At 50.7% G+C, this 20,881-nt stretch carries 17 protein-coding genes; 5 read left to right on the top strand and 12 right to left on the bottom strand.

From position 1 onward, the window contains the following. The first annotated feature begins 1 nt into the window (after position 1). The gene (locus ACTZWV_RS09565; RefSeq protein ID WP_444786326.1) at positions 2-859 is read left to right on the top strand and encodes a ThiF family adenylyltransferase; all 858 of its coding nucleotides are present in this window, start codon (positions 2-4) and stop codon (positions 857-859) included. 142 nt (positions 860-1,001) lie between these two features. After that, entirely contained in the window at positions 1,002-1,880 is an 879-nt protein-coding gene (locus ACTZWV_RS09560) for a PEP-CTERM sorting domain-containing protein (RefSeq protein ID WP_444786325.1), read from the top strand. 103 nt (positions 1,881-1,983) lie between these two features. Here the strand turns inward: ACTZWV_RS09560 and prsT are convergent, their stop codons facing one another. From prsT to ACTZWV_RS09545, 3 genes are read right to left on the bottom strand one after another with little or no spacing between them, the layout of a single operon-like run. Next, complete coding sequence (prsT, locus tag ACTZWV_RS09555) at positions 1,984-4,743, bottom strand: XrtA/PEP-CTERM system TPR-repeat protein PrsT (RefSeq protein ID WP_444786324.1); 2,760 nt, start codon at positions 4,741-4,743, stop codon at positions 1,984-1,986. A 31-nt stretch (positions 4,744-4,774) separates the two neighbouring features. Then, positions 4,775-6,019, bottom strand: coding sequence for a UDP-N-acetyl-D-mannosamine dehydrogenase (wecC, locus tag ACTZWV_RS09550; protein WP_444786323.1), 1,245 nt, complete (start codon positions 6,017-6,019; stop codon positions 4,775-4,777). A 54-nt stretch (positions 6,020-6,073) separates the two neighbouring features. Continuing rightward, complete coding sequence (locus tag ACTZWV_RS09545) at positions 6,074-6,316, bottom strand: acyl carrier protein (RefSeq protein ID WP_444786322.1); 243 nt, start codon at positions 6,314-6,316, stop codon at positions 6,074-6,076. A gap of 157 nt (positions 6,317-6,473) precedes the next feature. On the opposite strand from ACTZWV_RS09545, the gene ACTZWV_RS09540 reads away from it, so the two are divergent. Together ACTZWV_RS09540 and ACTZWV_RS09535 are read left to right on the top strand one after the other, a co-directional pair. Beyond that, positions 6,474-8,069: an acyl-CoA ligase (AMP-forming), exosortase A system-associated gene (locus ACTZWV_RS09540; protein ID WP_444786321.1), complete on the top strand. Its 1,596-nt coding sequence runs from the start codon at positions 6,474-6,476 to the stop codon at positions 8,067-8,069. Continuing rightward, positions 8,066-9,334: a pyridoxal-dependent decarboxylase, exosortase A system-associated gene (locus ACTZWV_RS09535; RefSeq protein WP_444786320.1), complete on the top strand. Its 1,269-nt coding sequence runs from the start codon at positions 8,066-8,068 to the stop codon at positions 9,332-9,334. Before ACTZWV_RS09540 ends, ACTZWV_RS09535 begins: the two co-directional genes overlap by 4 nt. Here the strand turns inward: ACTZWV_RS09535 and ACTZWV_RS09530 are convergent. The 8 genes from ACTZWV_RS09530 to ACTZWV_RS09495 form a co-directional block, all read right to left on the bottom strand. Continuing rightward, positions 9,326-10,429 carry a hypothetical protein gene (locus tag ACTZWV_RS09530; protein WP_444786319.1) on the bottom strand — a complete coding sequence of 368 codons (1,104 nt, stop codon included), beginning with the start codon at positions 10,427-10,429 and terminating at the stop codon, positions 9,326-9,328. The two genes, ACTZWV_RS09535 and ACTZWV_RS09530, sit on opposite strands and share 9 nt — an antisense overlap. A gap of 12 nt (positions 10,430-10,441) precedes the next feature. Then, positions 10,442-11,980: an MBOAT family O-acyltransferase gene (locus ACTZWV_RS09525; protein WP_444786318.1), complete on the bottom strand. Its 1,539-nt coding sequence runs from the start codon at positions 11,978-11,980 to the stop codon at positions 10,442-10,444. Further along, a complete protein-coding gene (locus tag ACTZWV_RS09520) occupies positions 11,981-12,853 on the bottom strand; it encodes a hydrolase 1, exosortase A system-associated (protein ID WP_444786317.1) in 873 nt (290 codons plus the stop codon). Then, on the bottom strand, positions 12,843-13,649 hold the full coding sequence (locus ACTZWV_RS09515) for a glycosyl transferase (protein WP_444786316.1): 807 nt from the start codon (positions 13,647-13,649) through the stop codon (positions 12,843-12,845). The genes ACTZWV_RS09520 and ACTZWV_RS09515 overlap by 11 nt, the downstream gene beginning before the upstream one ends. Beyond that, entirely contained in the window at positions 13,642-14,745 is a 1,104-nt protein-coding gene (locus ACTZWV_RS09510) for a GNAT family N-acetyltransferase (protein WP_444786315.1), read from the bottom strand. Before ACTZWV_RS09510 ends, ACTZWV_RS09515 begins: the two co-directional genes overlap by 8 nt. After that, complete coding sequence (locus ACTZWV_RS09505) at positions 14,742-15,890, bottom strand: hypothetical protein (protein ID WP_444786314.1); 1,149 nt, start codon at positions 15,888-15,890, stop codon at positions 14,742-14,744. The genes ACTZWV_RS09510 and ACTZWV_RS09505 overlap by 4 nt, the downstream gene beginning before the upstream one ends. Then, positions 15,890-16,834, bottom strand: a complete 945-nt coding sequence (locus ACTZWV_RS09500) for a polysaccharide deacetylase family protein (RefSeq protein WP_444786313.1) — start codon at positions 16,832-16,834, stop codon at positions 15,890-15,892. Before ACTZWV_RS09500 ends, ACTZWV_RS09505 begins: the two co-directional genes overlap by 1 nt. 67 nt (positions 16,835-16,901) lie before the next feature. Beyond that, the gene (locus tag ACTZWV_RS09495; RefSeq protein ID WP_444786312.1) at positions 16,902-17,576 is read right to left on the bottom strand and encodes a hypothetical protein; all 675 of its coding nucleotides are present in this window, start codon (positions 17,574-17,576) and stop codon (positions 16,902-16,904) included. A gap of 140 nt (positions 17,577-17,716) precedes the next feature. Here ACTZWV_RS09495 and ACTZWV_RS09490 point away from each other — a divergent pair, with 140 nt between their 5' ends. Further along, entirely contained in the window at positions 17,717-19,507 is a 1,791-nt protein-coding gene (locus tag ACTZWV_RS09490) for an asparagine synthetase B family protein (protein ID WP_444786311.1), read from the top strand. A 15-nt stretch (positions 19,508-19,522) separates the two neighbouring features. Here the strand turns inward: ACTZWV_RS09490 and ACTZWV_RS09485 are convergent, their stop codons facing one another. Continuing rightward, positions 19,523-20,881 (bottom strand): hypothetical protein, encoded by a 1,359-nt coding sequence (locus ACTZWV_RS09485; RefSeq protein WP_444786310.1) that lies wholly within the window; start codon positions 20,879-20,881, stop codon positions 19,523-19,525.

Below are 20,881 nucleotides of genomic sequence, written 5' to 3'. Positions count from 1 at the left end.
TATGGCAATGTTTGACTACAACACCGCGTTTTCGCGCAATATTGGCTGGGTAACGCTGGCTGAGCAGCAAAAGCTGCGTAATTTTACCGTAGCGATAGCCGGTGCAGGCGGGGTAGGAGGGGCACATGCTTTAACGCTGGCCAGGCTTGGTATTGGTAAGTTTCGTTTATCAGATTTTGACCAGTTTGAAGTACACAATTTTAACCGTCAGGTGGGCGCTTTTATGTCTACCGTACAGCAAGACAAAGTGACGGTAATGGAGCGAATGCTCAGGGATATTAATCCTGAAGCTGAAATTAACAGTTTTGAACAGGGTATCAATGCTGATAATGTCGACGCTTTTTTGCAGGATGCCGATATTTATGTCGACAGCCTGGATTTTTTTGCGTTGGAAGCACGGCAGTTAGTGTTTCAGAAATGTCACGATAAGCGCATTCCGGTGGTTACCGCTGCGCCTTTAGGCATGGGCTGTGCCTTTTTATGTTTTATGCCAGGCGCAATGAGCTTTGAACAGTACTTTCGTTTTAATGGCCGCAGCAGAGAAGATCAACTTATACAATTCCTGATTGGCTTGTCACCTGCTATGTTGCAACGCAGCTATCTGGTTGATCAAAGCCGGGTGAGCTTTAAACAGCAGCGTGGTCCTTCAACTCCAATGGCAGTGCAATTGTGCGCCGGCATCGCCGGCACCTATGTGCTGAAAATTCTGCTGGGCAGAGGAGATATCCTATGTGCTCCTTACGGCCTGCATTTTGATGCTTACCGCAACAAACTGGTAAAAACCTGGCGGCCCTTTGGTAATGCCGGTCTGGTGCCCCGGCTGATGTTTCGGATCGCAAAAAAAATTGTCAACAGCTAGTGTCAGCTTTTTTATCAGTTACTTGGCTCAGGTCATATATCATCAACTTAACCTATTGAATATGATTAAAATATTTTTATGGCATGGTCATTGCTTTGTTAGGTGTGTTGTATATGACTACAGAGTTTAACAAGGAGTTACTATGAAAAAGATTCTTATCGCTGCCGCCTTACTTGGCGCTGCCGGAGCCGCCCAGGCAGGGGATATCAGCATTACCAATGATTACGGTACTACAGGTTTATTTGAAGCGCTGGGTGCCAGCAATATTCCGGTAACCTCTACTTATAGCCACGGTTTGGGAGCCGGTGCAGTGAGTGGTGCAGATGATCTGATTGGTGCGCCACTTAGCTTTAATGACGTTGGCGGTGGTTGGTTTGGTGAGTTAGTGCCTATTTTTGGTGGCACTTCACTGAACTACAACACCGACTGGCAACTGGGCTTTAACTACAACTTTAGCGGTAGTGCGACGCTTGTTGATGGTGTGTTCCCATTTGCGCCAGACGGTACTTTAGATGCTGACAATAACGGTTTAGTGGATTTTGGCGATGCGATAGTGCCTAATTTCACCGCGGGTATTTTAGAGATTTTCTTCACTGACTTAGCAAATCCGGGCAGCGCAAATGATGGCCAAAAAGTGCTGGAGTTGCAACTGGTTGGTACTGAATTACAGCCATTTTCGCCAAATGTGATTTTCTTTATGGAAGTGAATTATGACTGGTATGCCGGTGGTAATGCCTTTGTTGATAACTTCTTTACCGATGGTGATTCCGGTATGTCATTTTATCAGTTAAGCCAGTTAGCACCGCCACCGGTTATTAATTTCCGTATGGACTTTAACGTTGATTTTAACTATGTACCAACCTGCGATGATGCAGATTGTGAAACATTAAGCCGTACTACAGATATTAACGCAACCGGCATTTTTGCGGTACCAGAGCCTGCATCTATTGCTATCTTAGGTTTGGGTTTATTAGGTTTAGGTGCTACAGCTCGCAGACGTAAAGCTGCTGAAAAAGCCTGAGTTTAATCACTAACTAAAAAGCCGGTCTTAGACCGGCTTTTTTATGTGCATATTTAGTTGTAAAAAAACACGACAGAATTGCTGTCGTGTTTGGTCTTTCAGTTTATTGGCTGGCTTTTGCCTGCAATTCGGCAAGGCGTTGGTTAACTTTCCGGTCGTCAGATTTTACTTGTTGCAATATGTTATTTGCTTCGGCTGTTTTGCCTGCCATCAACAAGGCTTCGGCATAGTTTAGCTGTACATCACTGCTGCCTGGCCTCAGTGACAACGACTTCTCAAACTGTGCTATGGCACCTGATGTATTGTTAAGACGCATCAGAGTTGTACCGTAGGTGTCGATAACATCGGGATTTTCCGGTGCCAGTGCCAGTGCTTGCCTGGCATATTTTTCTGCTTCGGTAACTTTGTTATCGTTGAGTAGTAACCAGGCGTAATTGTTCAGGAAAATAAAGTTGTTTGCCTGAGCTTCCGTCAAAGAGGCATAGATCTGTTGTGCCTTTTGCGGATCAGATTGCATTAACAAATTCGCGTAATAAGACTGCATCATATCTGATGGCTCATGGTCTTTCATGTGCTGTTCGATAAATTCAATACCGCGGCGAAATGAATACTCTTTAGCATATAAATCGGCAATCACGGTAGCGGTAGAGTTGGCCGGTTGCAGGTCATAGCTTTGCAGCAAGGCTTCTAATGCCGGTGTCGGTTTCTTTTGTAATAACAGCAGCCGTCCTTTCAGTGCCAGATTATAAGCATTGTCGCGTATTTTTTCCGGTAATTTGGCTAAGGCATCGGTGGCGGCACTGTATTGCTGCAAAGCTTCCAGTGCAGAAATCTGCGTCATGCGAAGCTGTACATTGTCCGGATAACGGCTTTGTTGCAACTGTACTACCCGTAGCGCTTCTTGCGGCTTATTTTGTCTGAGCAGTAAGTTGGCATAAATAACAGCTGCTTGAAATGCTGCGGGGTCCTGCTCGTGCCAGTTTTTACTCAGACGCAGTGCATCTGCGGCCTTGTTCAAATTAACATTGGCTTCAATCAACATGGTCCAATGTGCCGGCAGGCGCTGGCTATTATCGGCCGGTGTTTTTTCAAGCAATGCTACGACCTGGTCTGCTTTTCCTTCCATTTGAAACAACTGTGCAACGGTTAAGCGCAGCGGATAATTATCCGGCTCACGTTGTTGCGTTTCACGTGCAGTCGCCAGGATCGCAGCGGTGTTTTTGTTTTGCCTTGCCAGCGCGTAGGCCTGGCGTAGCGCCGGCAAATAAGTGGGCCTGGCTTGCAAAAGTTTGTTGTTTAATTGGATAGCTAAAGGGTAGTCCTGCTCAACTTGAGCCACCGTAGCTTGCAGCAGCAAGGTTAACGGATTGTCGGGGGCGCTTTCGGCAGCACTGGCCAACATAGATTTGGCTGCGGGAACATCTTTCTGTAGCAAGGCACTGTAGGCTTTGAGGTTATAACCTAAGTTTGCACTTTCCGGGTTATTTACCCACTCTTGCGCCAACTGGTCGGCTTTATCGAATTGTTCGTTCTTCAGGTAGTTTGCAGCCAGCACTAAGCGGGTGTCATGCATACCCGGATCCAGCAGCAGGGCGCGCTCCAGATCCCGGATGGCGGCCAGCTCTTCTCCCGGAATCGCCATTCTTAACTGTCCAAGTGAACTTAAGCTTTGTGCTTCACCCGACATACTGCTTTCGTATTTCGATACCAGCTCGCGTGCCGCAGCAGTATTACCTTGTTTTACCAGGTTCAACGCCGTGCCGGCAACCAACTGGATATCGGCGTCTGTCATGTTCATATCCAGCAGCGTTTTCTGTGCATCATCGGCTTTGCTTTCTTTTAATTGCAGTGCGATATAAAGCCGCTCTAACTGTGGATAAGCATCTAAATGTGGTGCCACTGATGTCAGATGATGTAAGGCCTGACTTTCCAGCCCTAATCTTATCGATGCCACTGCGGCGAGGATCCTTGCCTGAGGAGTACGATACCCCTTTGCAATGGCTTTATCGGCAAACTCTTTGGCTGCAGTAAAGTTCTCATTATTTAGCGCCGTTACAGCGGCGAGATAGTTGGCAAAGGGTTGGTCGGGTGCAGCTTTTAAAATATAGTCTAACTGTGCCTGAGCTGCCGGATACTGTTCAAGCTTAACCAACACCTGGGCTGCTTGTAACCGGGCTTTCAGCTGGCGTGGCTGTAGCTTAATATAGTCCAGCAGCAGGCCTGATGCTTCTGCATTTTTTTCCATCGCCAGTAGCAGATTAGCTTTGAGGTACAGCGTTTCCTCAAAATGCGGATGTTCTGCTGAAATAACTGCCAACAGATCGAAAGCATCCTGATATTTAGCGCCGGGGATCAACAAATTAGCCTGAGAAAAGGCGGCGACATCGGCTTTGTCACTGTCGGCAAGGCCGGAAAATAAGCGCAAAGAATTTTCAGCCGAGCCTAACTCAAGCTCTGATAAGGCTTTATACAGCTGCACATAATCCTGCAACTGCGCTGGCAATGCTTCATCATCAGGGTGTCGCGACAGTATCGCAGAATAATTGTCGGCCAGAAAACTGGCCCGTATCAGTGGCAGCGTAACCAGCTCAACATCGATGCCGCCGGCTTTAGCCAGCAGTAGCTCTTTTTCGGCTGATACGGCATCGCCGATCTGCAGATACAGTTTACCCAGCGCAAAACGATAGTCGGCATTATCCGGCATTTGCTGAATAGCTGATTTTAGTTCAATTACTGCCGCACTGTATTGCTTAGCATCGATATAATTCAGCGCATCGCTGTAGTGCTCTGTGGCGTCTTTGCTGCCGCAGCCGCTGAGTAAAGCCAGTGCAATAGCACTGGCCAGTATAGTGGTTCTTTTCATCGTTACACTCCCTGTAGTTGTATAGTCTCAGTTAGCCAAAAATACCCCGGGTATCAATAACTACTTTGGTTGCAACATCCACCGGATGCAGCGCTTTAAACTGTTTGTGATCAACCAACACCACCAGGATATTGGCCCGCTCTAAGGCCTGGGGTAGCGGCGTTAACTGCGCAGCATAGTCGGCATACTTTGCCGGTAGCTGCTTAATGTTAGGCTCTACCAATAACACTTCGCCGATATTGTCTGTCAATAGTGACATGGCAATATCCAGTGCCGGGCTCTCACGTAAATCGTCAATGTCGGCTTTAAAGGCTAAGCCTAAGCAGGCGATAACCGGTTTTTTGAACTGATCGGCCGCCTGCCTGATTTTGTCTGCCACATAGTGTGGTTTACTATCGTTGATTTCGCGAGCTTTGCGGATAATTTGTGCCTGTTCCGGTGCCGAGTCGACAATAAACCAGGGGTCAACCGCGATGCAGTGGCCGCCAACGCCCGGGCCCGGCGAGAGTATATTTACCCGCGGGTGGCGGTTGGCCAACTTAATCAGCTCCCAGACATTGATTTTCAGATGATCACAAATCATCGACAGCTCATTGGCAAAAGCGATATTGACGTCGCGAAATGAGTTTTCTGTCAGTTTTGCCATCTCAGCGGTACGGGCGTTGGTGAGTAAACATTCACCGCGAACAAATAAGTTATACAGCGACACCGCTTTTTGCGCACAACGGTCGGTAATGCCGCCGATAATACGGTCATTACTGACCAGCTCCTGCAACACGCGGCCGGGCAGCACCCGCTCCGGACAGTGGGCAATAAAAACGTCGGCTTTATCCGGGTCCTGGTGTGGCATAACTAAATCGGGCCGCAGCTCTGCCAGCCATTCTGAGATCTTATCGGTAGTGCCGACGGGCGAGGTAGACTCCAGTACAATCAGATTGCCTTTGGCGATAACCGGCGCGATGTTTTCCAGTGCAGCTTTAATGTAGCTAAGGTCGGGGCTTTTATTGTCTTTAAACGGTGTGGGCACCGCTATCATAAAGGCTTCTGCCGGCTCCGGTGTCAATGATGCTTTTAGCTTGCCGGTAGTAACGGCGGCCTGTACCAACATATCCAGATCAGGTTCAACAATATGAATTTTGCCCTGATTAATAGTGTTTACCGCATGCTCAGAGACATCAACACCCAGCACCTCGACACCACGCGAGGCAATAACTGCGGCTGTGGGTAAACCGATATAACCTAAACCAATAACTGAAACACGTGAAAAACCAGACATACTGTTTCCTTTTAATGTGGTTGCCGGCCTGACTTTAACTTAGTGCTGCGATGTTCAGGCGGCTTGTTTTTGTGCAACAAACTGACTTAAGTGGCCGAAGGTTTCAAACACCTCGGCGGAGATTTCATCGTCGTCAATTTGAATGCCTAATTGCTGTTCTAATTCAGTAATTACGGCGATAACGGCCATGGAGTCAAACTCGGCAATGGCACCGAGCAACGGGGTGTCATGGTCAAATTTTCTGTCAATTTGTAATACGGCGCAGAGGATTTCTGCCAGTAACTGCTGATGAGACATGCTGCTTTTCCTTAAGTAACTGATACGGTTCCCTGATTTGCTTATCCATGTTGCAGTAACTAAATTGGCCTGGCGGCTAAATTACAGTCGGATTTTGTGCAAAACTGTTTTATTATTGCACATAAAGGGATTAAAAGTGAAAGGTCTGAAGGATGCTATGACCAAAAATATCCACGATATTATTACCCAATCCGCTGCGCGTTTTCCCCAGCGTCCTGCGTTGTACTTTAAACAGGCCGTATTAACTTATGCTGAACTGCAAGCTCAGGTGGTAAGCGCGGCGCAGTGTTTGCAACAAGCTGATATAAAACGCTTTGACCGCGTAGCCGTGTATCTGCCAAAACAATTCGAAACGGTGAGCAGCCTGTTTGGTTGCAGCATGGCCGGCGCGGTGTTTGTACCGGTAAATGCCGGGCTCAAAGCCGCCCAGGTGGGGCATATTTTGCAAGACTGCAATGTACGCTTGTTGATCACCAGCAAAGAGCGGCTGGCAAGCCTGGCCGATGAGCTGCATTTATGCAGTGACTTACATACCGTACTGCTGACAGATGGCAGCGCGGATGATGTGCAGCCGCTGGCGCATATTCAGATTAAAGCCTTTAGCGCACAGCACAACGGCGCAGCGCTGCAAGTTTATGCGCACAGTACAGACGCTGATATGGCCGCTATTTTGTACACTTCCGGCAGTACAGGTAAGCCCAAAGGCGTGGTGTTGTCGCACCGCAATATGTTGGTAGGAGCACAAAGTGTCGCCGGCTATTTACACAATACGCCGGATGACGTGCTGTTGGCGCTGTTACCGCTGAGTTTTGATTATGGCTTAAGCCAGTTAACCACCGCCTTTTTAACCGGCGCATCTGTGGTACTGCTGGATTTCTTCTTTGTGCAGGACGTGGTCCGCACCGTGCAGCAGCATGGCGTAACCGGCATAGCGGCGGTGCCGCCGTTATGGGCGCAGCTGGCTAAGGCAAACTGGCCGGCTGGCAGCACAGACAGCGTGCGTTACCTGACCAACAGCGGTGGCGCTATGCCGCAACCTTTATTAGCACAACTGCAGCAAATTTTTTCACAGGCGCAGCCATATTTAATGTATGGCCTGACAGAAGCGTTCCGCTCAACTTATTTAGCCCCGGCTGAATTGACTAAGCGGCCGGGCTCGATGGGTAAAGCCATTCCGAATGCTGAAATTGTGGTGGTGCGGGAAGATGGCAGCTTGTGCGGGCCGAATGAGCCTGGTGAGTTAGTGCATCGCGGCCCGCTGGTTAGCCTGGGGTACTGGAATGCACCGGAAAAAACCGCAGAGCGTTTTAAATTTGACCCGGTTGCACCCAAAGGTATTCAACTGCAACAACCGGCAGTGTGGTCCGGTGATACCGTGCGTTATGACGAAGATGGCTTTTTATACTTTATTGGCCGGCGTGACGAAATGATTAAAACCTCCGGCTACCGGGTCAGTCCGACCGAAGTGGAAGAGACGGTGTACCGGTTAAGCCCCGCACTGGTTGATGTTGCCGCTATCGGTGTAAACCATGCGGAACTGGGGCAGGCCATTTTGGTGTTGTATGTCGTTAAAGCAGAGCAGGAACCGGATACGGCTGATTGGTTACAGCAATTAAAGCGCGCCTTGCCCGGCTACATGCTGCCCAAAGCACTGCTGCCATTGCCGCTGTTACCTAAGAATGCCAACGGCAAAATTGACCGAAAATTGCTGGCAGAGCAGTACCGCGACTATTTTAACGGGGAAACACTATGAGTGCTCCAACAGCCGGTGACATGACAAGCGCTACCGCGCAGTTACCACAACATGAAGCGATGTCACAGTTTGCGCAGCACAACGGCCACCTGTTAGTCGGTGGTTTTAGCTTGAGCGCCATCAGCCGCATGCTGAATAAAGCCGTGTTTTATGCCTATGATCGCAACATTATTACGCAGCAGGTGCAACGCTTTCGTCAAGCGCTGCCGGCGCGGATAAAACTGCACTATGCGGTAAAGGCCAACCCCTACTGGCCGGTAGTGCAACACCTTAAGCCACTGGTAGACGGTTTTGATGTTGCCTCACAAAAAGAAATGCTGCTGGCGGCACAAAGCGGCATGCCGGTACAGCACATTAGCTTTGCCGGGCCCGGCAAAACGGATGCCGAGCTTAGTGCTGCTATTACACTGGGCGTAACGCTGAATGTGGAATCAGTATCCGAACTGGCGCGTATTTGCCGGCTGGGGCTGGAGTGTGGCAGTACGCCGCAAGTGGCGCTGCGGGTTAACCCGGCGTTTGAGCTCAAAGCATCCGGCATGAAAATGGCCGGCGGAGCCAAACCCTTTGGTATAGACGAAGAGCAGGTGTTTGCCGTACTGGCCGACATTGGTGCTATGCCGCTGCGGCTGCGTGGCTTTCATATTTTCTGTGGTTCACAAAACTTAAAAGCCGATGCATTAATTGAAGCGCACCAGCATACCTTTGCTTTGGCGGCAAAATTAGTGGCAGCTTGCCCGTACCGGCCGGATCTGATTAATCTGGGCGGGGGTTTTGGTATACCGTATTTTGCCGGTGAAAAACGGCTGGATTTAACCCCGGTAGGGCAGTCGCTTAATGCGCTATTAAAGCAGTACCATGATGATTTCAGCGGCGTTGAACTGGTGATTGAGCTGGGCCGTTTTCTGGTGGCAGAAGCCGGGGTTTATGCGTGTCAGGTGGTGGATAAAAAAGTGTCGCGCGGAACCACTTATCTGGTGTGTAACGGCGGCTTGCATCATCACCTGGCAAACTCCGGTAATTTTGGCCAGGTGATCCGCAAGAACTATCCGGTAGCCATTGGTAATTGCTTAATCAGCAATGAGCAGGAACAGGTCACAATAGTCGGCCCGCTGTGCACTCCGCTTGATATTCTGGCGGATAAAGTTATGTTGCCAAAAGCGGATGTCGGCGACTGGGTGGTGGTGTACCAGTCCGGCGCCTATGGCCCTACCGCCAGCCCGCAAGATTTTCTCGGCCATGCGGCAGTGACTGAAATACTAGTCTGAATATTTGTCACACAACAGATACTGCTGCCGGCACTGTCCGCTGTGCAGCACATCCAGCATTAAGCTGCCCAGTGCCGGCCGGTAGTGCGATGGCTCCCAGAAATAAGGGCTGTCGGAGGCTGTTTTGCTGGCAAGATCAACGACGTTCATTACCGGTGGCGAGGCAATCGCAAAATCGTACAAGGCCAGCTGATGTTGCTTTGCCAACTGCTGCAAATGCTGTTTCCAGATAGCCAGCTCAGCGTTTAACTGATGGGCAGTAAGTTGCTCCAGATAGGGCTGTTGGTACGGGTTAATCAGCAAATAAATGTCTGTTTGCTCAGCTTTAAGTAAGCGGATAAAGGTGTCCAACGTGTTGAAATGATGGCTTTGTGTGCTGACAAATAATGGCTGTGCTGCCAGTCGCTGTGCCAACTCCGCCGATTTTTGCCGGTACAGCGCACTAAAGCCCTCAGTGGCAACCTGTTGATAATAAACCCCGCCATCGTTAAAACCGGCAGTATTAAGGGCGTTGGTTTGTTGCGTTTGCGCAAAGGCGGTGTACAGCGTATCACCAAGGGCCGTAGCTGAAAACAGCAGGCTAAGGCGTTCTTTTAACAAAAAGGCGTGGTGCTGTTGTGCAATATCGGGGCTGCCCAGATGATAACGCAACCTTGATTGCCACTGGCTGCGGTCCGGCTGCGTGCTGATATTATGCCGGCTTGACGTGAAATCAAGAAAGTCTAATGCAATCACTACCTGCTTTACTGAGCCGCGGGAGCGGAGCACATGCCAGGCATAGTCGTACTGCATGGCAATGCCGGCGCCCGGTAAGCCGAGGTTATACACAGCTGCGTCCTGATAAAAAGCATGCTGCACCGGCAGGCCTATTTCGACTCTGGAATTACCAACCAATAAAGTCGCCGGGTTCAGTTGCATTGCCTGATAAGGCTTAATGGTGCGGCCCTTATCTGCGGCGGCCACCTTGCGGCCAAACAGTGGGTTGTCTGCACTATGGCGGTAGATACCGTAAGGATCGATCAGGTAACTGAATGCGGATACCGCAGCAATACCTGCCAGAGTAACCAGCAGCAGAAGCAGAAGGTACTTTTTCATTACGGATGCCTGTTAAAAATTAAAGTACAGAAATTCACTGATCTGGCCCAGAGTTGATAACGATAACACCAACATGGCGCCAAGCAGCAGCGCCCAGCGTACGCCGGGTCGCCATTGCAGCTTACTGTTGGTTGTGCCGGCCACACCTTCACTGGTTTCAGCGGCCAGCCGGGCATAAAACAGTTGATATACATTAGGGGCTGTCAGAGCAATCAGCAGCAAAGCAAAGATCCACAACCAGGTTTTGACAAACACCAGGCCGCCACCGGCGACAGCACCGACAGCAAAAAAATCAAACACCGGCTGTAAGCCCGGCAGGTTAGCCATAATGCCGGCCGGCAGTGTTATGCCGTTTAACCCCAGCATGGCCTTTAGCATGGCGCCGGCACCGGCTAAACTTTGTGCCCGGAAAAACACCCAGCCGATAACCACGGCGACAAAGGTAATAAGCCAGGCAAAAGGGCTGAACCAAATGTCGCGGATAAAGCCAAGGCTGGTGCGGCGCACATGACCAAAAGCATGGTTTATCACTAAGTAGCTACCGTGTAGTGCGCCCCAGATCAGGAAGTTCCAGCCGGCACCATGCCATAAGCCACCCAGGATCATCGTGATTAACAGATTACTGTAGCGGCGTAAAAAACCGGCCCGGTTACCGCCGAGGCTGATATATAGATAGTCACGTAAAAACCGCGACAGCGTAATGTGCCAGCGGCGCCAAAAATCGACAATATTCAGAGCTTTATACGGCGAGTTAAAGTTAAGTGGCAAGGCAATACCAAACAGCAGCGCCAAGCCAATAGCCATATCAGAGTAGCCGGAAAAATCAAAATACAACTGAAAAGTGTAAGCAAGAGCGCCGCCCCAAGCACTGAAAAAATCCAGCGTGCTGCCGCTGTCAGCGGCGTTAAAAACCGGATTCGCATAAACAGCGATGCCATCGGCCAGCACGGTTTTTTTAAATAAGCCAATAATAAAGATACTGAAACCGATGGCAAAATGGCTTGCAGTCAGTTGCAAGCGCTCAGGCCGGCGAAACTGCGGCATCATATTGCTGTGGTGCACTATAGGACCGGCAATCAGCTGCGGGAAAAAGCAAACAAATAACACATAGTTAGTTAAACTGTGCTCTATTACATAATGCCGTTTTACATCAATCAAATAAGCTATTTGCTGGAACGTAAAGAATGATATCGCTAATGGCAGTAAGATCTGCTCAGCCTGCCATTCAAACCCGGCGACAGCAGCCAGGTTATTGACAAAAAACACACTGTACTTGAAGTAGCCGATAACAGCCAAATTGACGCTAACGCCGGTAATAGTCAGCCAGTTTTTACGATAACGGTAAATTGCCTGCGCCATATAAAAGTTAAACAGCACCGAGGCCGCCAGCAGCAGTAAGTAAAGTGGCTGCCACCAGGCGTAAAAAAACAATGAGGCTATTATCAGCACAAAAATAGCACTGTGTGTTGATACGCTTGTTCTGAAATAGTGAAATAGCAGCAAGGTGAGCGGTAAGAAGAAAAACAGAAATTCAATGGAATTAAACAGCATTTAACTGTCCTGTTTATCTGTGCCGGCCAGCCGTTGCACAAAACCCAGCGTAAGCTGTTCTACGTGTTGGCGCCACTGTGCGGTAGAAAAGGTATGATTGGCGTCGGTAAGGTGGTGGTGCTCTGCTTTGCTCAATAGCTGTTGCCAGCGTGCATCGGTGCGGCACAGCGCTAAAAATTCTTGTGCTGTCAAATCATTGCCACTGCTGATCAACAAGGTATCGCCGTCAAATTGCTGCCAGCCTTTTAGCATAAAACCAATGTAGTTGTGCTGGTTAATAGTGGCAGGACTGTGTTTTGCCGCGCCGGTGTTTTTTTGCCGGCTTTGCCGCCAGGTATGACTGAAATCACGCAGGCTGCGGCCAAAGTTTAAACCACCACTAAGCAGTTTTTGCCAAAACGCTTTATCGGTTAAACGTTGTAAATAGTAATGTTTAAGCTTCACCTCCGCGAGGCTTTCCGTGCAGCGCACCCAGGGGTTCAGTAGTACCAGCCCGGCAATGCGGTTATCCTGCTGCCGGTAGCAGTGCAGCATGGCGGCACTGGCTGCGTCACATAACCCCCATAGCACAATGCGTTTCAGCTGTGGATGAGCCTGAAAAAAACAGTCGATGGCGGCGTTGATATCAGTTTGACGTTGATAAAATGCCGCGGCTGTACCGCGGCTGTCACCCATGCCGGCAAAATCAAGCCGCAGTGACGGCACCTGTTGCTCAGCCAGCGCGCGGCTTAACTTTACAAACTGGCGGTGACTGCCAACGCGGTATTGCGGGCCGCCAACCAGTATCAGCACACCGGTATCAGCGTTACCTTCGTGCAAGATAGCTAACAAGGTGGCCTCTGCGGCAATTACCAACGGCCGTTCAGTCAGCATGTGATGGCTCCAGTATGGCTAACGAGCAACGGAGCAATTCAGCCGCGTCTACCAGCTCCTGAGTGCTCCAAAACGGGTCGCTGTTGATAAGCTGCAACTGCACATCAAAACCGGCAGACAGCGCCTGTACTTGTTGTTGTACAGCCGGGCCGGGTTTGGCAAAGGCCGATACTTCAAACCAATACAGCGGCGGTTTTGCTGTTCTGGCAGCTACCGTGGTGTGTAATTGGCTGACGCTGTGATAAAACGCCGGGCTTATCGGGTAGCCGGCAATTTCCAGGGGCTGGCCGTCAGCCAGTTGCTGCTCAAGCTGCGCCTGGTTAATCTTAGTGCCGCCACTCATTTGCTCGGCTATTTTCAGCCGGCACAGCTGTTGCAAAAATCTGGCTGTATCCAGCTGAGGTTGCCACAAGATTAACTGCGCCACCGGTAACGGCAAGCTGTGCTGCAACAAGTCCAGCAGCAGCATGGCACCAAAACGTACTGCAACAAAGCTGACTTTTTTATAGCCCAGGGTTGCCAGTTGCTGCAACAACAGCCGTAAATCGGTGCGCCAATCGATAACGCTGGTCTGGTCCAGGTCGCCCATGCTGTCACCGGTGCCGTAAGGGTCCATCAGGTAACTGCTGATACCGGCATCGGCGGCCTGTTGCATCAGCCTGGTCAGCAGATGCCGGCTTTTATTCATCTCATCGCCAAACGGCGGCAGCAGCAATAAGGCGTGCTCAGCAGAGGGTTGGTAGCTGAAGACAAAATTTGCACCGCGACAACCGGCAAAATAAAAAGGCTTAATCACGGTGGCCGCCAACGCTAAAGGTGTGTTTTATCCGCTGTTTCAGTTGTTGCAACTGGCCTAACAAACGCCCGCTCAGACATTGCCGGTTCAGCAGTTCCATGCCATAAATTTGCTGTTTTTGATCCATCCACAGCGCCTTAAAATCATCATCGCCAAGCAGGAAATCCAGACTGTGGATCTGGTCCTGTTGCGCCAGTTGGTTAATCATATATTCGCTTAGCAAACTGCCCGGCGAAAAGCGGTTAGCGTTAATATCCTGCGCCAGTTTAAAGATACAGGCGGTGCCGTTATGCACTAACCACAGCTGGCACGCCACCACCTGTTCTTCAATGTACAGCAAACCCAGACGCAACTTACCTTCGGTTGCCGCCCACTGAAACAGCCAGTTGATAAAGTCTTTCGACGGCTCAGGGTGCTTCCAGCTGTGTTGATAAATTTGCCAGTAGTGGTCAATTTGTAACTGTGCGGGGTGAGCGGTGAGTTCAAAACGGTGCGGGTACTTTTGCAGTTGCCGTGCTTTACGCTGCAAGGTATTGCGTAGTTGCGACGGCCGTTGTTGCCAGTAAAGTTGCGGGTTACTGCAATCGGCACGGTAGTTGGCGGAAAACTGGTAAGAAAAAGCACTGCACTGCTGCTGTGCGGCACTGCTGCGAATGCATTGCAGCTGTAGTTCAGTCAGCGGGGTAAGTCGCAATGACAGCCAACCCGGGCGAAGCTGGGTTAATGCCCGCAGCAGTGTTTGCCATGCCAGTTCTGCACTCAGGCCGGCGTTATCGAAAAACAGCTCAAGCATAGGGCTGTAGAAATTGCTCAGTAAGCGCAGCCGCGCATAACCTAAGCTGCTGTGCTCTTCCAGTGGCGCTGCCAGCACTATGCTATCTGCCACCGACACAATCAGCCAATAAAAGGTACTGTCTTTGTGGCCTTCAGTACGTTGTTGTAAAAAGCCGGCCAAATGGGTAAACCAGCCGGGTGTGGCAAATAGCGGATGCGGCTGATGTTGGGTTAACCACTGGCTAAGCGCCGGCGGTAGCGGGGCACCCAGAGAAATCTGGCTGATTTGCAGCGGCGCGGATAACAGCTGAGCCGGCGTCATAAATGTTTTCTGCTTAAACGTTTTAACAGGTTGCGACAGGCGCGGAAAAACGGTGCCAAATCTGAGCGACGCAAAAAAGTGAAAGCCGCCTGTTTACCGTAAGGGCGCAAACTTTTTTGTTGCCACACCGCTTGCCAGTAGCTCAGCGGTGCCCGCTCGGCATCGAACCAGCTGATATTGTGGTTAAGTGGCCCGATACTGAGCGGTTGGGCTAACGCCAGTTGAAATTCCTGTAGTGGTTGATTAAAACCGGCTGCGATACACAGCTCAGCCCAAAAGTCGGTGCGGCCCACTGTGGGTTCGATCACCCAAAAACTGCCATCCGGTGCTTTTTTCAGCTCTAACGATACCGGGCCGGACAGGTTGAAGCCGGCAAAAAATTGCTCTGTCAGCGCCAGCACAGCAGGCTCATCCACCACTTCTGCTACTGTAGTCTGGCCGCGCGCCACCGGATATGAGGATAACTTTCTGCCTGCCATGGCCTGCACTGTGCTGCCGTGGTCCAATGTCAGGGCGCCGAAATACAAGCTGGTATCGCCTCCGGCAATGTATTCCTGCGCCAAAATAGGTAAATCGGCGCTGTACTGCATAAGCTGTGCGCTCAGTTCGCTAAGGTTAGCCGCCAGTTGAGTTTTAAAAGAGGATAACGGTTGCACCGGCTTTATAATGACCGGGTAGCGAAACCCTGCTAACTGCGTTTTCAGGCTGTCAATGTCGGCCAGTACGGCAGATTTGGGGTAGTTCAACCGGTTTTGCCGTGCAATCAGTTCCAATTCGCTTTTCTTCTGCAGCCGTAACACCGCCTGGCAGCTGTCGGCCCAGCTGATGCAAAAGGCCGCGCTAAGTTGTTGCAGCTGTAAACCGAAACAACGCACATGGTTATCGTTGGTAGCAAACAGCACCACCTGCTGATACTGCGACAGTTGCCGGCGAATATCCAACAGCGCCGGAACTAACTGTTCATCGGCAAAGCTGTCGACCAGAAACAACCGCCGGATGGAGTTGGTTGCCGCGCCAGGTAAATCCGGGTTTTGCTCTACGCCATACACCGTTACGCCACCACTTTGCAGCGCCCGGCTAACGGCTAAACCATGGCTGCATAAACCCACTACTAAAGCGGCACTGTGTTGCAAATGGGTGCTCATCAGGTGGTCCTCCGGCTTTGCAGCGCCAGACGGGCATGAAATTTCAACATAGATGTGTCCCAGGGGGTAAAGCGGCGTAACGCGAATTTATCTTGTTGTGCGCCGTTGCTACCGCTGTTGGTCGACACGGCAAAGTCGAACCCGGCTTGTTGCACCAGTGCCATATCGCGCTGGCCAAAGTCTTTGCCAAAGCGGCCATTGGGGTAAGCAAAGCCGTTGACCGGTACGCCAAGCGCACTCAACTGCTGTTTGCTTTGGCTAATCTCGGTTGCGGCAGTGTTGTCATCCAGTGTGGCCAAAATGGGATGGTTAACCGTATGGGCACCCAGCTCCATGCCGGCTTGATGCCAGCGCAGCAGTTGCACCGGCTGCATCATCACGGGTTGCGGGCTAAAGGCATTATCGGCGGCAAAGGTCTGCGCTATGGCCAGACGCTGCGCCGGGGGCAGATATTTAACCGCCATTAACAGCGCCTGGATTAACTGTGCAACATCCTGTAACGGTAGCGCCGGCGGCAGTTGCCGGCCAAAGGCGGTGAAGTTAAGTGCCGCAGTTTTAGCCGATGCTGTGGCGTGGCGCACGGTGTCACTGATGATATCGTTCCACATGCTTTGACCATCAGAAAAGCCGGTGGCAATAAAACAGGTCGCCGTAATGCCGTATTGCTGCAAAATGGGTAGCGCGACATCAAGGTTATTGGCATAGCCGTCATCGAAGGTAACGGCAACGGCGGCCCGGGGCAGGCGGTGTTGTTGCAAGCGCTGTACGGCCTCTGATAAGGGCAGGGGGCTGAAATAACGCTGTAGCAATGCCATATGCTGCGCAAAGCGAGCGGCGTGCATCTGACCCGGGAATAATGGATCCGGCTCTGCTAATACCTGATGATAAATAAGAATTGTCAGGCGGTTAGCTGCGGTAAGTTGTTTTAACATCCAATGTAACATTAGCGATCGCGGCTCCTTGCTCGCAGACTGTGTTAACCGGCACACAGCACGGTGGAAAACTACAGGGTTAAAAGCCTTTTTGCGCTAATTTTTGCTGTAGTGCATCAAAAGGGTAATTTAGTGCTTTGGCGTTATCGGCCATTTTCCGTGCCTCATCATAGCGCTTTAATTCAAATAACGTTAAGCCAAAATTATAGGCCAGCTCGGCGTTATTTAAGCCCAGCCGTTGTGCCTGAGTATAAGCATCGGCGGCTTTTTCATAGATCTGGTTTCTGTGCAAATGAATAGCGAAAATATAGTGCAGGTAAGGTTGTGACGGTGTGTAGCGAAACGCGCGTTGGAAATAGCAATCTACGGTGCGCTTCATGGTTTCGCGGCGGTAGCGGTCAGGATAATCTCTGATCGCGCGGTCCAGCCTCGATGCCAGGTCGAGTGCCGCCGGGTGATTAGGAATGACCGTCAGGGTGTAGTTCAAATCGTCGCTGATCGAGGCTGTATTGCCTTTTTCCAGTCTGAGCATTTCCGGTGTCAGGTGGATACGCTCTACAATACCGATGCGACCGGCTTTATGGTGTTGCTGATCAAAGTAATCGCGCGGGCCTACCCGGCTGGCGAGATTGAGATCACAAAATTCTGAGGCTTGAAGCTTTGCGCTGACAAAGGCAACCGGCACCAACAGGCTGCCAAGCAAAAACAACCTGATTAAAGGTTTAACACTAAAATAACACACATCAGCTGACATCCGTATCGCTCCAGTAAGTCCGGCAAATCAATTCCATTGCCTGTTAATTCTACAACAACAGATGGGACTGGCAAGGTTTTGTTATGCTGGTATAGTAATCAGGCATAGATAGTTAACGAACAAAGGGATTTTTGACGTTGATGGATAACTTTACTCTGGTGTTTAACAAAGCGGATAAACAGTTAAGCATTAGCTTTGCAGGCATGGATACGCCGCAACTAATCAGTACTCAAACTGATTTCAGCTGCTGGCCTCAGAAAGAATTTGCGATATCGCTAAGTGATACCCGGTTGCTGTTGTTGGCGGGAGAGTGCCATAACCTGCAGGGCGAACGCTTGACTGCCGGGCAGTTAGATACGCGGGATGCCGGCGCTTTGCCACAGCAGCTGGCCTGCCTTTCCGGGCGCTTTGCGGTCATTGTGGTTGATTTAGCTTCCGGTTGCTTGCAAGCCTACAGCGATAAATTTGGCGCTCTGGCGCTGTTTTATCTTGATAATGAACATGAGTATCGCCTCGGGACTGTGTTAAACGTCGTTAGCCCGCAGCAACCTTATGCTGCACAAAGCCTGTTTAACTACTTTTATTTTCACACTATCCCGGGCCCTGCCACAGTGTGGCAGGGCGCCTTTAAAATGGAGCCGGCCAGTTGTTTGAGCTTATCTGCAACGCAGGCAGCAGTAACCGCAGTGTACTGGCAGCCGCAGTTTGCCGGCAAACTTAAATCAGGCAAAGCACAGCTGGCCGCAGGCTTACGGCATGCCCTGATGCAGGCTACGGTGGCGTATCGCGATCAATCGACAGTGGGTTGCTTTCTCAGTGGCGGGTTGGACAGCTCTTCGGTGGTGGCATGTCTGGCACAGCAAAGTAAGCAGCCGGTAAAAACCTTTACTATCGGCTTTTCTGAGCCGGGTTATGATGAAACGGCCTACGCTAAAGTGGTTGCCGATGCCTTTAACACTGAACACTATGTGTATTACGTCACACCCGATGACATAGTGCAGCAATTACCGCAAATTGCGGCCTATTATCAGCAGCCGTTTGGTAATTCATCGGCGTTGCCAACCTATTTTTGTGCCCGGCTGGCTAAACAACATGGTGTTGATACGATGCTGGCCGGTGACGGTGGCGATGAGCTGTTCTCCGGCAATGAGCGCTATGCTAAGCAAATGATTTTCGAGCGTTTTTGCCAATCACCGCTATTTTTACGCCGGTTGTTGGCGGCCGGTGTCCGGCTGGGCAGCCGGCTGTTGCCGCATCGGCTGACGCAAAAGGCGAACAGTTTTATTGAACAAAGCGAGCTGGATTTAGCCAGCCGGCTACAGCGCTACAATTTTTTGCATCAGCATGCTGCAGAGCAGGTGTTTAGCGCGCAATTTCTTGCCACTGTTGATACCGGCGCACCACTGCGCCAGATCCGGCAGCGTTTCGCCGCAGCCGGTGCGGTAAGTCCGGTAGATGCAATGCTGTTTAATGACTGGAAGTTTACCCTGGCAGACAACGATTTGGTCAAGGTCAATGGCATGACGGAGTTAGCCGGGGTAAATGTGGTGTATCCGATGCTGGCGCAACAAGTGCTGAATTTGTCTTTGCAGCTGCCACCGGACGTTAAACTGACAAAAAACAACCTGCGCGATTTTTACAAATTTGCTTTAAGCCCAATCTTGCCGGCGGCAACCATCGCCAAGCAGAAGCACGGCTTTGGTTTACCCTTTGGCAAATGGTTGGTGCAGCACCAGCCGTTGCAGCAACTGGCACGGCAGCAGCTTGACAGTTTAGCGATGCGGGATATTTTCCGCCCCGACTTTATCGCCCATACCCTGCTGCAGCAGCAACAAGGGCATGCCGCCTATTATGGCGAGCTGATATGGGTAATGATGATGCTGGAGTTTTGGCTACAACAGCACAGCAGCGCACCAGCTAAGGCGCTGTAGCGCAGCTGAATTAACTCAGCTGCGCTGGCCGGTGCGGATAAAACGCTGCAGCTCAGCCAGATAAACCGGTGTGGCCATAATATCTGTTACCCTGCAGGCATAGTTACCCGACACTATGCCAGCGGCCAGGCGCGGATAAATAAAACCTCCGGACACCGGATGCGGATGTTGCTGCAAGAAGCGACCAATCTCCGTCAGGGTGCCGATACGTTGTCGCAAGCCCAACGGGCGCGCCGGTGTGCGTTCAGCATAGGGCAGGTGGGCGTATTGCGGATACGTCAGCGCTATGGCCCTGCTATGGAAGGAGTCGTTGGCAAAAAATTTGCCCGGTAACTGCAGTAAAAAATTATACACATCGCGAAACATATAAGGTGTGGCAACGTTGACCACCTTATTCATATAGCCAAATGGCATATAGCAAATTTCCCGCCGCGTGCGGTTCCACAGATAAAACTGGCCGACAGGATTGGGGCATTGCTGATATCGCTTCAGCTCGGCAATAACGCGGTCAAGCGCTTTGTCTCTGCTCCAGCGCCGGTAGTCATGCTCAGACAACATGGCCGGCAAGTAGCCCTCTGCTGACAATATAATATTGGCCAGCTCCTGCCATTTTTCCTCACGGTACAGTTGTATTTTCTTTGCGCTGGTAAAAGCGCCGTCGGATAAAATACCCCCGGCTAAGCCATCAAACGCCACGTAGCTGCTATCAAGGCTGTTAAGATGATCGGCAACCACACTGATCCAGGCGTTTTCTTCTGCGCAAAAACTGGACATTCTGAAGTTTTCCAACTGTTGAGCCAGGTAATGTGGCTCTAAAGCCAGCGACTGATGGCGGATATTCAGTTGCTGACACAGATGTTGCGCTACCTTGATGTCTTGATCATCATACGGCGGCGGCCTGACACAGGTAATGCAATGATCCACCTTGCGGCCGCTGGCTAAAATGGCAAACAGTATATGGCGTGAATCGCGGCCACCGGACAGCGGCATAACAATTTTGTCTTGCTCCACTGTGCTGAGGTAATCTGCCATGGCGCGCTTAAACACTTCGCCATATTCCCGCGCGGCGTCGTCAAAGCTGCCCTGGTACTCTTGCACTTGCTGATGCAAAAGTGCCTCTTGCTCAGCAGGCTGCTGCACACGAATTTGCCGGAATGGCGTATCCGACCCAAGAAAAAAACCCAGCCGTAAAAACACTGCCATGGCGGTATCGTCTATCTCCAGTGCATTATGTTGCAGCGGCAGATCAAAAATGCTGTGTGCAGTATGCTCACTGCCTTGCACGGTGAACAGCGGCGGCATACCAAATTTGCGATAGAATAAGTCAGGCGTATTATCAACATCTTGCATAATATCGTTTTTCATATGCGTCAT

The sequence above is a fragment of the Rheinheimera sp. NSM genome, assembly GCF_052380015.1.
In the GTDB taxonomy this organism is placed as follows: Bacteria; Pseudomonadota; Gammaproteobacteria; order Enterobacterales; family Alteromonadaceae; genus Alishewanella.
The sequence above is the reverse complement of the archived record's forward strand: the minus strand, read 5'-3'. Positions and strand labels throughout refer to the sequence as shown.

Excerpts from the sequence above, each read along its gene's own strand:
- ACTZWV_RS09565 (WP_444786326.1), top strand. The coding sequence starts at position 2 with ATGGCAATGTTTGACTACAACACCGCGTTTTCGCGCAATATTGGCTGG.
- ACTZWV_RS09560 (WP_444786325.1), top strand. The coding sequence starts at position 1,002 with ATGAAAAAGATTCTTATCGCTGCCGCCTTACTTGGCGCTGCCGGAGCC.
- prsT (WP_444786324.1), bottom strand. The coding sequence starts at position 4,743 with ATGAAAAGAACCACTATACTGGCCAGTGCTATTGCACTGGCTTTACTC.
- wecC (WP_444786323.1), bottom strand. The coding sequence starts at position 6,019 with ATGTCTGGTTTTTCACGTGTTTCAGTTATTGGTTTAGGTTATATCGGT.
- ACTZWV_RS09545 (WP_444786322.1), bottom strand. The coding sequence starts at position 6,316 with ATGTCTCATCAGCAGTTACTGGCAGAAATCCTCTGCGCCGTATTACAA.
- ACTZWV_RS09540 (WP_444786321.1), top strand. The coding sequence starts at position 6,474 with ATGACCAAAAATATCCACGATATTATTACCCAATCCGCTGCGCGTTTT.
- ACTZWV_RS09535 (WP_444786320.1), top strand. The coding sequence starts at position 8,066 with ATGAGTGCTCCAACAGCCGGTGACATGACAAGCGCTACCGCGCAGTTA.
- ACTZWV_RS09530 (WP_444786319.1), bottom strand. The coding sequence starts at position 10,429 with ATGAAAAAGTACCTTCTGCTTCTGCTGCTGGTTACTCTGGCAGGTATT.
- ACTZWV_RS09525 (WP_444786318.1), bottom strand. The coding sequence starts at position 11,980 with ATGCTGTTTAATTCCATTGAATTTCTGTTTTTCTTCTTACCGCTCACC.
- ACTZWV_RS09520 (WP_444786317.1), bottom strand. The coding sequence starts at position 12,853 with ATGCTGACTGAACGGCCGTTGGTAATTGCCGCAGAGGCCACCTTGTTA.
- ACTZWV_RS09510 (WP_444786315.1), bottom strand. The coding sequence starts at position 14,745 with ATGACGCCGGCTCAGCTGTTATCCGCGCCGCTGCAAATCAGCCAGATT.
- ACTZWV_RS09505 (WP_444786314.1), bottom strand. The coding sequence starts at position 15,890 with ATGAGCACCCATTTGCAACACAGTGCCGCTTTAGTAGTGGGTTTATGC.
- ACTZWV_RS09500 (WP_444786313.1), bottom strand. The coding sequence starts at position 16,834 with ATGTTACATTGGATGTTAAAACAACTTACCGCAGCTAACCGCCTGACA.
- ACTZWV_RS09495 (WP_444786312.1), bottom strand. The coding sequence starts at position 17,576 with ATGTCAGCTGATGTGTGTTATTTTAGTGTTAAACCTTTAATCAGGTTG.
- ACTZWV_RS09490 (WP_444786311.1), top strand. The coding sequence starts at position 17,717 with ATGGATAACTTTACTCTGGTGTTTAACAAAGCGGATAAACAGTTAAGC.
- ACTZWV_RS09485 (WP_444786310.1), bottom strand. The coding sequence starts at position 20,881 with ATGACGCATATGAAAAACGATATTATGCAAGATGTTGATAATACGCCT.